This is a genomic window from Affinirhizobium lemnae, assembly GCF_022968395.1.
GTDB lineage: Bacteria > Pseudomonadota > Alphaproteobacteria > Rhizobiales > Rhizobiaceae > Neorhizobium > Neorhizobium lemnae.
The window spans coordinates 88,251-101,226 of sequence record NZ_JALJQZ010000006.1; the positions used below are offsets into that span (position 1 = coordinate 88,251).

General features: G+C 58.0%; 15 protein-coding genes and 1 pseudogene. 9 read left to right on the forward strand and 7 right to left on the reverse strand.

From position 1 onward, the window contains the following. Positions 1–12: 12 nt before the first annotated feature. The 8 genes from MUU53_RS05700 (at position 13) to MUU53_RS05735 (ending at position 6,877) form a co-directional block, all read left to right on the forward strand. On the forward strand, positions 13–1,158 hold the full coding sequence (locus tag MUU53_RS05700) for an ABC transporter permease (RefSeq protein ID WP_247260028.1): 1,146 nt from the start codon (positions 13–15) through the stop codon (positions 1,156–1,158). After that, positions 1,158–2,084 carry an ABC transporter permease gene (locus tag MUU53_RS05705; RefSeq protein WP_247260029.1) on the forward strand — a complete coding sequence of 309 codons (927 nt, stop codon included), beginning with the start codon at positions 1,158–1,160 and terminating at the stop codon, positions 2,082–2,084. The genes MUU53_RS05700 and MUU53_RS05705 overlap by 1 nt, the downstream gene beginning before the upstream one ends. A gap of 21 nt (positions 2,085–2,105) precedes the next feature. After that, positions 2,106–3,122, forward strand: a complete 1,017-nt coding sequence (locus MUU53_RS05710; protein WP_247260030.1) for a formamidase — start codon at positions 2,106–2,108, stop codon at positions 3,120–3,122. A gap of 10 nt (positions 3,123–3,132) precedes the next feature. Continuing rightward, positions 3,133–3,834, forward strand: a complete 702-nt coding sequence (biuH, locus tag MUU53_RS05715; RefSeq protein ID WP_247260031.1) for a biuret amidohydrolase — start codon at positions 3,133–3,135, stop codon at positions 3,832–3,834. A gap of 32 nt (positions 3,835–3,866) precedes the next feature. Further along, positions 3,867–5,411 carry an ABC transporter ATP-binding protein gene (locus MUU53_RS05720; RefSeq protein WP_247260032.1) on the forward strand — a complete coding sequence of 515 codons (1,545 nt, stop codon included), beginning with the start codon at positions 3,867–3,869 and terminating at the stop codon, positions 5,409–5,411. After that, complete coding sequence (locus MUU53_RS05725; protein ID WP_247260033.1) at positions 5,411–6,079, forward strand: cysteine hydrolase family protein; 669 nt, start codon at positions 5,411–5,413, stop codon at positions 6,077–6,079. The genes MUU53_RS05720 and MUU53_RS05725 overlap by 1 nt, the downstream gene beginning before the upstream one ends. Beyond that, positions 6,072–6,413 carry a cupin domain-containing protein gene (locus MUU53_RS05730; RefSeq protein WP_247260034.1) on the forward strand — a complete coding sequence of 114 codons (342 nt, stop codon included), beginning with the start codon at positions 6,072–6,074 and terminating at the stop codon, positions 6,411–6,413. The genes MUU53_RS05725 and MUU53_RS05730 overlap by 8 nt, the downstream gene beginning before the upstream one ends. Positions 6,414–6,601: 188 nt before the next feature. Then, positions 6,602–6,877, forward strand: a complete 276-nt coding sequence (locus tag MUU53_RS05735) for a porin (RefSeq protein WP_247260035.1) — start codon at positions 6,602–6,604, stop codon at positions 6,875–6,877. Between the two features lie 594 nt (positions 6,878–7,471). On the opposite strand, the pseudogene MUU53_RS05740 reads toward MUU53_RS05735, so the two are convergent. The 6 genes and pseudogenes from MUU53_RS05740 to MUU53_RS05765 form a co-directional block, all read right to left on the reverse strand. Continuing rightward, a pseudogene (locus MUU53_RS05740) lies at positions 7,472–7,653 on the reverse strand (polysaccharide deacetylase family protein); the annotation flags it as partial. 65 nt (positions 7,654–7,718) lie between these two features. Further along, positions 7,719–7,880, reverse strand: coding sequence for a hypothetical protein (locus MUU53_RS05745; protein ID WP_247260036.1), 162 nt, complete (start codon positions 7,878–7,880; stop codon positions 7,719–7,721). Between the two features lie 162 nt (positions 7,881–8,042). Next, positions 8,043–8,333: an HU family DNA-binding protein gene (locus MUU53_RS05750; RefSeq protein WP_247260037.1), complete on the reverse strand. Its 291-nt coding sequence runs from the start codon at positions 8,331–8,333 to the stop codon at positions 8,043–8,045. Positions 8,334–8,501: 168 nt separating this feature from the next. After that, a complete protein-coding gene (locus tag MUU53_RS05755; RefSeq protein ID WP_247260038.1) occupies positions 8,502–9,428 on the reverse strand; it encodes an MYG1 family protein in 927 nt (308 codons plus the stop codon). Positions 9,429–9,566: 138 nt separating this feature from the next. Further along, positions 9,567–10,529 (reverse strand): dihydrodipicolinate synthase family protein, encoded by a 963-nt coding sequence (locus MUU53_RS05760; protein WP_247260039.1) that lies wholly within the window; start codon positions 10,527–10,529, stop codon positions 9,567–9,569. A gap of 99 nt (positions 10,530–10,628) precedes the next feature. Next, positions 10,629–11,330, reverse strand: coding sequence for a GntR family transcriptional regulator (locus MUU53_RS05765; protein WP_247260100.1), 702 nt, complete (start codon positions 11,328–11,330; stop codon positions 10,629–10,631). A gap of 107 nt (positions 11,331–11,437) precedes the next feature. Here MUU53_RS05765 and MUU53_RS05770 point away from each other — a divergent pair, with 107 nt between their 5' ends. Next, positions 11,438–11,857, forward strand: coding sequence for a GNAT family N-acetyltransferase (locus MUU53_RS05770; RefSeq protein WP_247260040.1), 420 nt, complete (start codon positions 11,438–11,440; stop codon positions 11,855–11,857). Here the strand turns inward: MUU53_RS05770 and MUU53_RS05775 are convergent, their stop codons facing one another. Continuing rightward, positions 11,858–12,973 (reverse strand): anhydro-N-acetylmuramic acid kinase, encoded by a 1,116-nt coding sequence (locus MUU53_RS05775; RefSeq protein WP_247260041.1) that lies wholly within the window; start codon positions 12,971–12,973, stop codon positions 11,858–11,860. Between the last annotated feature and the right edge of the window lie 3 nt (positions 12,974–12,976).

A 12,976-nucleotide genomic window follows, 5' to 3' on the forward strand; every position in this document is an offset into this window, starting at 1 on the left:
GGAGCGGAAGTCATGGCTGCCGAGATCGACATATCCTCCGTGGCTTCCGCCACCCGCAGGTTCACGCTGTCGCGCCTTCAGGAAGAACTCGCGCGCAGGCTGGAGCCACTTGCTATCACCTTTCTCGCCATTCTGGCGGGAATGGGCCTTTTCAGCCTCTTTCTTCTGGCGCTGGGCAAGTCTCCCCTCCAGTTCGTGCAATTGGTCTATGCGGGAGGTTTCGGCACCTGGTTCTCGCTGCAGAACGCGTTCAGCCGCGCGGCGCCCTTGTTGCTGACGGCTCTGTGCGTGGCACTTCCCGCACGCCTTGGGCTTACCGTCATCGGTGGGGAGGGCGCGCTTGCCCTCGGCGGTCTTGGAGCCGCTGCAATCGCCGTGCCCATGCTCTCTGTTTCGCACGGCTGGCCGCTGTGGATTGCAATGGGTATTGCCGGTTCCGTTGTTGGTGGTCTGTGGATCGCGTTTGCCGGAGCCTTGAAGCACTACCGTGGTGTGAACGAAACGATCTCGTCGCTTCTGCTCACCTATATCGGCATTGCGGTGATGAACCATCTGATCGAAGGTGTGCTGCGCGATCCCGCGAGCCTCAACAAGCCTTCCACCTTTCCGCTACCAGCAGATGGCATGTTCGGGAAGATCTGGGGCATGGATGTCCACTGGGGTTTTGCCATTGGCATCATCTGCTGCGTGCTCGCCTGGGTGTTGATCGAGCGAACCACCATCGGCTTTGCGGCGCGCGTTTCCGGCGGCAATCTCCGGGCCGCGCAGATCCAGGGATTGCCTGTCGGTAAGCTTATCGTCGGCTTCACTTTTCTCGCTGGTGCCTTCGCGGGTCTCGCAGGCATGATCGAGGTGGCGGCGGTGCAGGGCAGCGCCAATGGCTCCATCATTGCCGGTTACGGTTACACCGGAATTCTCGTTGCGTTTCTTGCACGGCATAACCCGCTGGCCATCATCCCGGTTTCCATTCTGCTCGGCGGTGTGGCGGCGGCAGGCGGCTTGATCCAGCGACGCATGGGCCTGCCGGATGCAACGGTTCTCGTGCTGCAAGGCACCCTGTTCATCAGCGTGCTGTTCTTCGAAACGCTCTATGGCCGATTCAAGCTCTTCAACCCGGAAATGTGGCGCAAAACACGCGCCGGAAAGGATGGCGAGTGATGGAAGAAACCGCACTTGGGCTCTGGGGCGTGCCCCTTGCCATTCTGGCCGGTGCTATTCGCGTATCCACCCCGTTCATTTTCGTCAGCCTCGGTGAGACCCTGACCGAACGCTCCGGCCGCATCAATCTCGGCCTTGAAGGAACGCTCGTTTTCGGGGCCATGTCCGCTTATGCTGTGGCCGTTCTCACACAGTCGGCCTGGCTTGGTGTGTTGGCCGCCATGATGGCCGGTGCCGTGTTCGGCCTGCTGCATGGCTTTATCTGCAAATTCCCGAAGGTGAACGATATCGCCATCGGCATTGCCATGATGCAGTTCGGGCTTGGCCTCGCCTTCTTCCTCGGAAAGCCCTTCATCCAGCCGGTTGCGCCAAAGCTTCCGGCCATTCCGCTCGGTAACTGGTCGTCTTTGCCGCAGGTGCAGGCGGCACTCACGATCAATGTGCTGTTCATTGTCGGGTTAATCCTAACATTTTCCATCGCGTGGATGCTGAAGAACACGCGTGTCGGCCTCATTCTGCGCGTGGTGGGCGATAGTTCTGATGCTGCCCGCGCCATGGGTATCAACCCAAATACAGTTCGCCTGCTGGCAACGGCTGCGGGCGGGGCACTGGCGGCAATCGGCGGGGCCTACCTTTCGCTTTTTTATCCCGGCTCATGGAACGAACGCATTTCGTCGGGCCAAGGGCTGATGGCCGTTGCGCTCGTCATCTTCGCTCGTTGGAACCCCAAGGGTTGCATGTTTGCCTCGCTGCTGTTCGGCGGGGCTGGCGCGCTTGGTCCAGCACTTCAATCGGTCGGTGTCACGCAGGGCTACTACCTCTTCTATGCGGCACCTTACGTGCTGACCTTGATCATTCTCATCATGACCTCTTCGCCGACGACGCGCCTTTCGGGTGCGCCGGAGGAACTTTCGCTGACCAAATGAACATGTGACTGGAGATCTGCCATGAACGGCTTGGGCGGTTTGAACAAATCGGAACACGGTGTCGGTATCGGACTGGTGCAGTTGCAACTGCCTGTTACCGTAACGAAGGAAGACTTGGCGCGGCAGACGCAGCGCATCGTCGAACTGGTGGGCAAGGCACGACGCAACCAGCCGGGCATGGATCTCGTCATCTTCCCCGAATATGCGCTGCACGGCCTGTCGATGGATATCAATCCCGAGATCATGTGCACGCTGGACGGGCCGGAAGTCGCGGCTTTCAAGGCAGCCTGCAAGGAGCACCGCATCTGGGGCTGCTTCTCCATCATGGAGCTTAATCCCGGCGGCATGCCCTATAATTCCGGCATCATCATCGACGATCAGGGAGAGCTAAAACTCTATTATCGCAAGATGCACCCCTGGGTGCCGGTCGAGCCGTGGGAGCCAGGCGATACCGGCATTCCCGTCATCACCGGCCCGAAGGGTGCCAAGATCGCGCTCATTATCTGCCATGATGGCATGTTCCCGGAAATGGCTCGAGAATGCGCCTATAAGGGCGCGGAAATCATGATCCGTACTGCAGGCTACACGGCGCCCATTCGCGACTCCTGGCGCTTCACCAACCAGTCCAACGCCTTCTGCAATCTCATGGTCACGGCCAATGTCTGCATGTCCGGCTCTGACGGCACCTTCGACAGCATAGGCGAAGGCATGATCTGCAATTTCGACGGCTCCATCATTGCCCATGGTACAAGCGGCAGGCCGGATGAGATTATCACCGCCGAGGTGCGGCCCGATCTGGTGCGCGAAGCAAGGCTCGGCTGGGGTGTCGAAAACAACATCTACCAGTTCGGTCATCGCGGCTATGTGGCGGTCGCCGGTGGCGCGCAGGATTGCCCCTATACCTACATGCACGATCTGGCCGCCGGTCGCTATCGCCTGCCTTGGGAAGACCGCGTGAAGGTAACGGACGGAACCTCCTGCGGGTTTGAAAAGCCCACACGCCGCTTCGGCGAAATCACCAAAACAGCAGCCGAATAGGGATATCGTCATGGATACGCTGACCAACACAGCCACCAACTTCGTTTCTGCCGATCCCTATCCATGGCCCTATAACGGCAAGCTGCGGCCGGACAATACAGTCTTGATCATCATCGACATGCAGACGGATTTCTGCGGTCCCGGCGGCTATGTCGATCATATGGGCTATGATCTGTCGCTGGTGCGGGCACCCATTGAACCCATCAAGGCGGTGCTCGCTGCCATGCGCGCCAAGGGCTACCACATTATTCACACGCGCGAAGGCCACAGGCCGGATCTGGCGGATCTGCCCGCCAACAAGCGCTGGCGTTCGCAGCGCATCAATGCTGGCATTGGCGATGCAGGACCCTGCGGGCGCATTCTCGTGCGTGGCGAACCGGGCTGGGACATTATCGACGAACTGAAGCCCCTCGAAGGTGAAACCATCATCGACAAGCCGGGCAAGGGATCCTTCTGCGCCACGGATCTGGAGCTGATCCTCAACCAGCGCCGCATCGAAAACATCATCCTGACCGGCATCACTACGGATGTCTGCGTGCACACCACCATGCGCGAGGCGAATGACCGCGGCTTTGAATGCCTGCTCCTGGAAGATTGTTGCGGCGCGACCGATTACGGCAACCATCTGGCCGCGATCAAGATGGTCAAGATGCAGGGCGGCGTGTTCGGCTCGGTGTCGAATTCCAAGGCGCTGATCGAGGCGCTGCCATAACCGACGTTCGGCCAAGGGAAGGATCGATACCCATGACAGGCACCACGCTAGGCCCCACAACAGGCAAGGCACTTTCGCTGGAAACGGTTGGCATGACCATGCGTTTCGGCTCCTTCACGGCGCTGGATGATGTCTCCATCAAGGTGAAGGCGGGCTCGTTTCACGCACTTCTGGGGGAGAATGGCGCGGGCAAGTCCACGCTCGTCAAATGCATCATGGGATTTTATCGCCAGACAAGCGGCCAGTTGATGGTGGAGGACCGCGAGGTTTCGGTTGCTTCGCCGAAGGATGCCGCAGCCCTCGGCCTCGGCATGGTATACCAGCATTTCACGCTGGTGCCGTCGCTGACTGGTGCGGAAAATCTGGTCATCAGCCGCAATGATGTTCCCGGTATCATCTCGTGGAAAACGGAACGGGAGGCGCTGGATGCCTTCATACAGACCATGCCATTTCGCATTCCGCTGGATCGTCCGGTACGGGAACTGGCGGCGGGCGAAAAGCAGAAGCTGGAAATCATTCGCCAGCTTTATCTCGGTCGCCGCTTTCTCATTCTGGATGAGCCGACCTCCGTTCTCACGCCCGCCGAAGCGGATGATATGCTGGGCCTTGTGCGTGGCATGACGGAACGGGGGGATTTGAGCGTTCTGATGATCTCCCACAAGTTCCACGAGGTGATGAAGTTTGCTGATGCTGTCTCGGTGTTGAGGCGCGGAAAACATATTGGTAGTGGCAGCACCGCCGAGCTGAACCCGCATGATATGGCCGCCATGATGATCGGGAATGTGAAGCTTGCCGAGCTGGATAGCCGCCTGCCGATCAAAAACGAGGCCCGCACCGTTCTCGAACTGAAGGACTTGCGCGCGAAGGACCGCAGTGGCCTGAAGACCATCGAGGTGGAAGCGCTCGGCATCAAGGCTGGCGAAATTGTCGGCATTGCAGGAATTTCCGGTAACGGCCAGAAGGAGCTTGCCGAAACGCTGGCTGGTCAACGAAAGGCGGAAACCGGTGAAATTCTGGTGGAGGCAAAGCCCTATCAGGCCACGCGACAGCAATCGCGCCAGTTTCGCGTTCGTTTCATTCCCGAGGAGCCGTTGCAGAACGCCTGCGCGCCGAAAATGTCGGTCATGGAAAATCTCTCGCTGCGCAGCTTCGATATCGATCCGTCAGGCAAGCCCCGCTTTTTTCTTGATCGTACCGCGATGCGTGCAAAAGCCGACGCGGTGATTGCTGCCTTCAAGGTCAAGACCGCCTCGCCCTCCTCTCCCATCGCCTCGCTTTCAGGCGGTAATGTGCAGCGGGCCGTGCTGGCCCGCGAACTCACTGGCGAGGTGGACCTGCTGATTGTTTCCAATCCCTGTTTCGGACTCGACTTCTCGGCGGTATCTGAAATTCGGGCCCGCATCATGAAGGCCCGCAATAGCGGCACTGCTGTCTTGCTGTTCTCGGAAGATCTGGATGAGTTGATGGAAATGTCGGACCGCATTCTGGTGATGTCGGATGGCAGGCTTGTGTACGAGACACCAGCACGCGGTGCCGATATCTCCATCATCGGATCCCACATGGCAGGACATGGCTGATGCCCACAATCAAGGCGCTTCCATTCGATTTCCGTTTCGAACCGGCGTCCACGGCGCTGATCGTCATCGATATGCAACGGGATTTCATCGAGCCGGGCGGCTTTGGCGAAACGCTGGGTAATGATGTCAGTCGCGTTTCGGTCATCGTGCCCGATGTGAAACGGTTGATAGAAGGCTGTCGGAATGCGGGGCTCACCGTCATTCACACCATGGAATGTCACAGGCCTGATCTCTCAGATTTGCCGGACGCCAAGCGGAACCGGGGAGATCCCACCTTGAGAATTGGCGATGCTGGCCCTATGGGCCGCATTCTCATCGCAGGCGAGGCGGGTTCTGAAATCGTGCCGGAACTTGCGCCGCTGCCGAGTGAGATCGTCATCGAAAAGCCGGGCAAGGGGGCGTTTTATGCCACCGGTCTTTCGCAGGTTCTGGCGGAAAAAGGCATCACACACCTCATCTTTGCAGGTGTCACCACGGAGGTTTGTGTGCAGACGACCATGCGCGAAGCCAATGACCGTGGCTTCAACTGCCTGCTCGTGGAGGAGGCGACCGCCAGCTACTTCCCCGAGTTCAAGCAGGCAGCGTTGGAAATGATCCGCGCTCAGGGCGGTATCGTCGGTTGGACCGCACACCTCGCAGATTTCCTGGAAGGAGTGAACCATGGTTGAAACCATACGATCGGGCTTTCACGCCGATGGTTGGAAGGAACTGCCGTTCGAAGCGTTCCGCGAGGGCGTGACAATCCACTGGATCAGGCGTTTCGAGGGTGAGGCGCCGGGTGTCGCACTCTTGAAGTATGAAGCTGGAGCAGCTGTGCCGCGGCATCTTCACGTTGGGCTCGAAACCATTCTTGTGCTAGAGGGAAGCCAGTCCGATGAAACGGGCCAGTATCTCACGGGTTCCTATATTGTAAATGCACCCGGTAGCGAACATTCTGTCTGGAGTGAGGATGGCTGCGTGGTGCTGATCCAGTGGGATGCGCCTGTTCAGATGCTTGCCTGATCATTCTTACTCTTGCAGCTTTCTTTCTCTATCTTATCTCCAGCGTGTCTTTCCTCACACCAACGTCTCGGAGAGAAAAGTTTATTATCGAAATCTAAAATTATGATGCTAATTTTCGACATATTTCAGTTGAGGCTCGCCTTTCGAAATCATGATCTTCAATCATATATCCCCCTGTAACGTGACCTATGCCAATAACCAGCCAGCGCAAAGCATCGGGGGACCCGAAAGCTGTGAAGGTTACCGGTCAATTCAAAATCACCCTCGGCGCACAGTACTTCTGGACACTTGACCAGAACCGCTTCGGCGACTTCACTGGCAACCGTGACGGCTGGCATGCCGGTCTGACGTTCGACTACCAGCTCGCAACCAACCTCTCTACGAAGGTTGCTGTGAACTACCAGGACTTCGACAACCAGCAGGAACAGTGGACCGGTTTCGTCCGCCTCCAGCGCCCATTCTGATCTGACGAGAAGTCGGAAAATGGAGACCCGGCCTCGTTCCCGGCTTCTTTTTCGTCTGGAGTGACACTTCTTCACAACAGTGCGTCAACGCTCAATTGATGACAGAAAATAATTTGGCTACTTACTTTTTCAGAGACAAACGGGCTGTCTCGCGCTAAATATGACGATGAGTCAGATGCGGTCATTCATCGCAATTCATCCTTGCCAATGAATGTATTCCACTAGGAACGGCATTTCGACTCCAGTCACGCCATCGATCTCTCCAGTCGATGACATTAATCTCCTCGGTAATGCCGAGGAGATTTCAGACTGCTGACAAAGTCCTTTTTGCCCTTGCTGCCGCCACTTTGATTCCGATCTGTTCTCTTTTTGATTCAGAGACTTTCCGTGAATCTTGAGCCTTGAGAAGGTGCCTGGGGGTTTGTCATCAAGCTGGGAATGGTCAGCCGTTGCTGACCATTCTTTTACCATCCGCCGCGGCATTCTTGGCGAATGCCAGCAATGTCGGCATACGTTTTAATCCAGACATCCTCATAAGGCGGCGACGGCTGGCACGAAGAAGATGGCCGGAACTCCGGCCTGCGTCAGCTCCTACAGAATGTGTGGCACGCCGACGCGGTTGCCGTACTGCCCCTGCGACATGCGGCCAATGGATTCGCCACCATCGCGCAATTGGTTGGTCTCGTGGTCGCTATCGAAGGAGAGGGCAACGGCGCAGCGCGCACGTTGTCCACCTTGCCGCGCCAGGTGGCCTCATCCCATTCCCAGGGTTCCATTGTAGAATTCGTCTTTATTCAGCCGCGACGGGCAAAGCGGGGACCGCCGCCAGCAGACGGCGCGTCTAATCATGTCGTGGATTGTCGTAGATCGCGGCCGCATCACCTTCTTCGACAATCTGGCCGCGATACATGATGGCGACCCGATCGCACAGATGCCGCACGACCGAGAGATCGTGGCTGATGAAGATCAGTGAGAGATCGAGTTCGGAGCGCAGGCGGATCAAGAGATTGATGATCTGCGCCTGGATCGATACGTCGAGCGAGGCGACCCGTCAGGCGAATACTGCCGGAGGTGGGAACAGTAATGCCCGCCGCCATGCGCCCCAGCGTCGATTTACCCGAACCGGATTCGCCACCGCAAAGGCAAGCGTGGAAGCCAACTCAAGTCAGAAGATAGTGACCAGCGGATCGAGATCAACTGCAGAACATGGCTGCTCAAAACGGTGAACTCTGTCAGCCAGGCAGCGCGCGCGAATTTCACCGTATTGCTCAGCATCAGTTCTCGGGTTCCTGCCCGTGCGAGGCGGATCATCAGTGAGAATTTGAAGAGCGCGAGATTGAAGGCTGGAAGTACCAGATGCTTCATCCGTCAGGAAGCTGAATTCGAAGCCGCCGATGCTGACCGTTTCGCCACGTCCGCCTGCAGGCATGATGCCAAGCTGAATGGCGAACACCATGATCGGCATCCCTTGAAAAATTGGTTGAACCGTAATGACTATCAGTTTGGGCGTTCAAAGTCGCCCAGCCAGTTGCTTATGGATGCTACGGGTTCCGATTTGTCCGTGACAGCCAATCTCGATGATCTAACTCGAAAGGTCCAAGCGCTGGAAAGCTGAAGCAGTTCGTCAAACCGCTTTCAGATGCTCTGTGACGGCAAGTTCAGCCAGTTGCAGAGCTGCTTCCCGCGTGGCTGCTGCGGCAATGAAGCGCCCGTTATGACAGAAGGTCGCGCCTGCCACGCCGCTCACATCGGCCAGTGCCTGGCCGGTCAGGCCTGCCCAGGCTTTTGGCAGATCCGCGCGCAATTCGAAACTGTCACTGACCCGGCGGATGCCGGTGAGGCACCAATCCTGATCGCGCGGATGCACGACAAAGAGGAGATGCTCCGCCCCTGCCTTTACGATTGCTGGACGGAAAGGCATTCCCATCGGCAATTCCAGAACCTTGCTGTCTCCGGCGGCGGCGATGGCCTCAATCACCAAGGACTCGGCGCGCAGCTTTGCGGCGTCCTGCTTCAGGTTCGCCTCAACGAAGCTGCGAGCAATGACGAGCGCGACATGAAACGCCCTGTCGTCGGCTTCCGGAGACTTGTCATCGAAAACCGGCTTCAGCGTTTCCAGAAGAACCGGCAATGTGAGATCGGCCAGCGGGCCAGCTGCGGATGGGTTCAGTGCCCCATTGTCCATGAGGTCGATCGGCAGAACGAAGTCCTGATCGAAGCTTTGATGAAGGGTGGCAACGTCCTTTTCTGGAACCTGCAAGGCACGCAGATAATCCTGCCCATAGTGCCGCCAGACCAGACCAAAAGAGCTGAACGGTTGACCGTCACCGCGCAAGGGTGCACCGCGCTGGTGATGATCGAATATGCTAGCATCCGGATCGAAGGCCCCGCCGACATCGTAGATGATCCGGTCGCTCGCGGGTGTGATCCAGTCCGGTGCGCGGCTACGAACGATGCGAGCTTGCGGATAAAGGCGCGTGAGGACGACACTCGACAGAAGCTCATCCGCGTGGAATCCGCCGGAATGCGTTACGAGGAATTCTGGAGCCATACGAGATGCCCGATTGAATTGAGATCATTAAGGTCGTTATCGGCTGACGCTTCCCAGTTCAAGAGGTTTGCTGCCGAAGGGCGCACCATCTATCTCGATATTTGTCAAGTTTGACGGTGCTCACCCCGGCGCAATACATCAAGGCATGTAGGTCTGGACGGCACCCGACTGCTGGCTCCAGCCTGCGTACCAGGTGTTGAAGAGCTTGAACTGCGCCTCAACATAGCCGCGCTGGCTTTCCGTCAGTTCGTCAGTTTCGTTGAAGTGCAGCGTGTATTCGCTCTCACCCTTCAGCACCATCATGTACTTGAAGAAGAGAACCAGATCCGGGCCTTCGTCGAAGGAGGAGAGAACGCCGAGCGCGCTTTCCAGTTCGAGTGCTCGGGCGCGAGCATCGAAGTCGCCGGCAGCGGCGGCCTGAGAAAGCTTGCAAAGGTGAAGAACTTCCTTCGGCAGAACATTGCCGATGCCGGTAATGGCACCGCTTGCGCCGCAATTGACATAGCCGTGGAAGACGGCCGTATCAACGCCGATCATCAGGGTCACCTCGTCGGCGCGGCTGGTGATGTTCTCCGCCGCATAGCGTAGATCCTCAGCGCCGCCGAATTCCTTGAAGCCGACGAGGTTCGGGTGCTCGGCGCGCAGCGCAAAAAACAGGCCGGCGCGGGTGGCAAAGCCATAATAGGGGCTGTTGTAGATGACGGCCGGAAGATCGGGTGCTGCGGAGAGGATCGCCTTGAAATGCGCCTTCTGTGCGGAGATGACGGAGCCGCGCGACAGGACGCGAGGGATGACCATCAAACCCTTTGCGCCAACCTCCTGCGCATGAGCCGCATGGGCAACGGCGGTTGGGGTGTTGACCGCACCGGTGCCGACAATGACCGGAACGCCAGCCTTGGCCAGACGCTCCACGCCTTCCATGCGCTGTGCATCCGTCAAAAGCGGCCAGTCGCCCATGGAGCCGCAGTAGATAACGGCAGACATTCCTGCCGCAATCAGTTCCTGACCCTTGCGCACCAGCGCGTCGAAATCCGGCGTGCGATCTGCTTTGCAAGGAGTCATCAGGGCAGGCATGACGCCTGAAAATACGGAAGTTGCCATGCGTCTGTTCCCTCTGTTCGCCCGCGCAAGGGCGGCGGCTATCCTCTGACCGCCTTTATAGATCTTTGTATTTTATTTGTCGACAAGATTTTCTGATAGTCAGATCTCGATCTTCAGCCGCTCGCCTGGTACCAGCAGCTTCTGAACCTGAGCGACGATCTGCTCGGCATGATCGCGGGCCAGCTCCTCGGCAAGTTCGAGATTACGATTCTCGATAGCAGAGATCATGTCCTCGTGCTCTTGCACGAAGCGATGCGGAAGTCGGTCTTCATAAGATTGATAGTAAAGCCGCAAGATGCGCCGCCCCTCATCAAGGAGCCGTTTGAAAAAGCTGACAAAATGGGTGTTGCGTCCCGCCTCCGCGATGGCAAGGTGAAATTCGGCATTGGTTGCGATCATCGCCAGCGCATCCTGCGCTTTGACCGCATCTGCAAACTGTATCTGCTTCTCCTTGATGAGTGCCAGATCCGGTGACCTGTGGTGTTGTGCCGCCAGTTTGGTCGTGACGCGATACATCAGCACCAATGCATCGAAATAGGTATGCATGTTCAGGAAATCGATCGGCGCGACCAGCGTCGAGCGGTTGGGCAGGGTTTGAATCAAACCTTCCGCGGCAAGCCGCACCAGCGCTTCGCGGATCGGCGTTCGCGACATGTTGAAGCGTTCCGCCAGTTGAACTTCGTCAATCGCGCTTCCCGGTTGCAGCACCAGGTCGAGAATTTCATCGCGCAGTACATCATAGGCCAGCTTGACGCCTGAGCCTCTTTTGCGATCGCTGCCGGTTGCCGCTTCCAGTTCCATCCGCCCCACGCCCCATTGTTGATTTTGGGCGAAGCTAGGCATTCATGCGTGCGCTGTGAAGCCTTTTGTCTCTGTTCAGCGCTGCGAATGCCGCTTACAACACAAAAATGGACACGAAACTCATTGTAACGGATAAACCAGAGCCGAATGAGCTTGGCGTCATCGGTGAAAGCCTCGCCGCCTTCAATGACGCCGATGTCGGGCCGTCGGAGCGCAGAACCCTGGCGGTTCTTGTCCGGGACGAGGCGGGCGCTCTCAAGGCGGGCATCAATGGCTATACCGGCTGGGGCTGGCTTTTCACCCAGTGGCTATGGGTCGATGAAAGCCTTCGCGGCCAAGGCATGGCTGGCCGCATGCTGCAAGCGGCAGAGGATGAAGCAAGAGCCAGAGGCTGCCATTCCGCCTGGATCGATACATTCAATCCCGTCGCCGAAAAGGCCTATACCCGTCAGGGCTATACAGTCTTCGGCGAACTCCCGGATTTTCCCATCGGGCGGACCCGGAAGTTTCTGAAAAAGAAGCTTTGACTATCCTGCCAGTCGACCGCCCTTCAGCGGTTCCGGCGCACCTGTCGTGGTCGGGAAGCTAATCGGCATGTCGCGAAGCACGCGCACGGCGAGGAAGGCGAAGCATTCCGCTTCCACCGCATCACCGCGCCATCCCAGCGTTTCTGCCGGTTGAATCTCGACCTTGGCGCGTTCGCCCAACATCTTCATCAGCGTCGGATTATGGCGACCGCCACCGCTGACGAAGAGTTTTTCAGGTCGCTGCGGCAAAAGATCCAGCGCCTTGCCAACTGCTGACGCAGTAAAGGCTGTTAACGTTGCCGCTCCATCCTCCAGCGACAGCCCGTCTGCCATGGAGGCACCAAAGTCGAAGCGGTCCAGCGATTTCGGAAACTTTGCCGTCAGATAGGGATGTTGCAGAAGCTTTCGCAGGCGCTCCTCGTTCACCGTGCCTGACGCGGCAATCAGGCCGTCGCGATCCATATCGCCGCGACCGTGCTGCTTGATCCAGTCGTTGATCGGTGCATTGGCCGGGCCGGTATCGAAGGCAATGACATGGCCCTTACCGTTACTCCAGGTCGTGTTCGCGACACCACCAAGATTGAGGATGGCCGCAGAGCCGTCCTGCGAAACGCCTTTCAGCAGGGCGGAATGATAGGCGGCGGCGAGCGGTGCACCCTGACCACCGGACAGTACATCGGCGCTGCGGAAATCATAGGCAACCTTGCAGCCCAGAAGCTTTGCCATCAACTCGCCGTCACCGAGTTGGCGCGTTGCGCCAATGCGGCCCGGCTGCGGGGCGCGGTGCAGAACCGTTTGACCGTGAAAGCCGACAACGCCGATATCCGCCATGGAAAGCCCGGTGCTTTCGACCAGTTCACGCACGGCTGCCGATTGCGCCCGTGTCAAAGCCTCTTCCGCGCGGGCAAATATCTCGGGCTCCGGTCCTTCGAAATTCCATTTGCGGGCTTGTGACAGGGTTTCTTCCAGCAGATCGCGAACTGACTGGTCGTAGGGTGCCAGCGTATAGGCACCGAATTCCTCGATCCGCTCGCCATCGGTTTTCAGGAGAGCAACGTCGATGTTTCCATCGAGAACGGTTCCGGTCATTAAACCTACGGCCCAGATCGGTTGCATCAG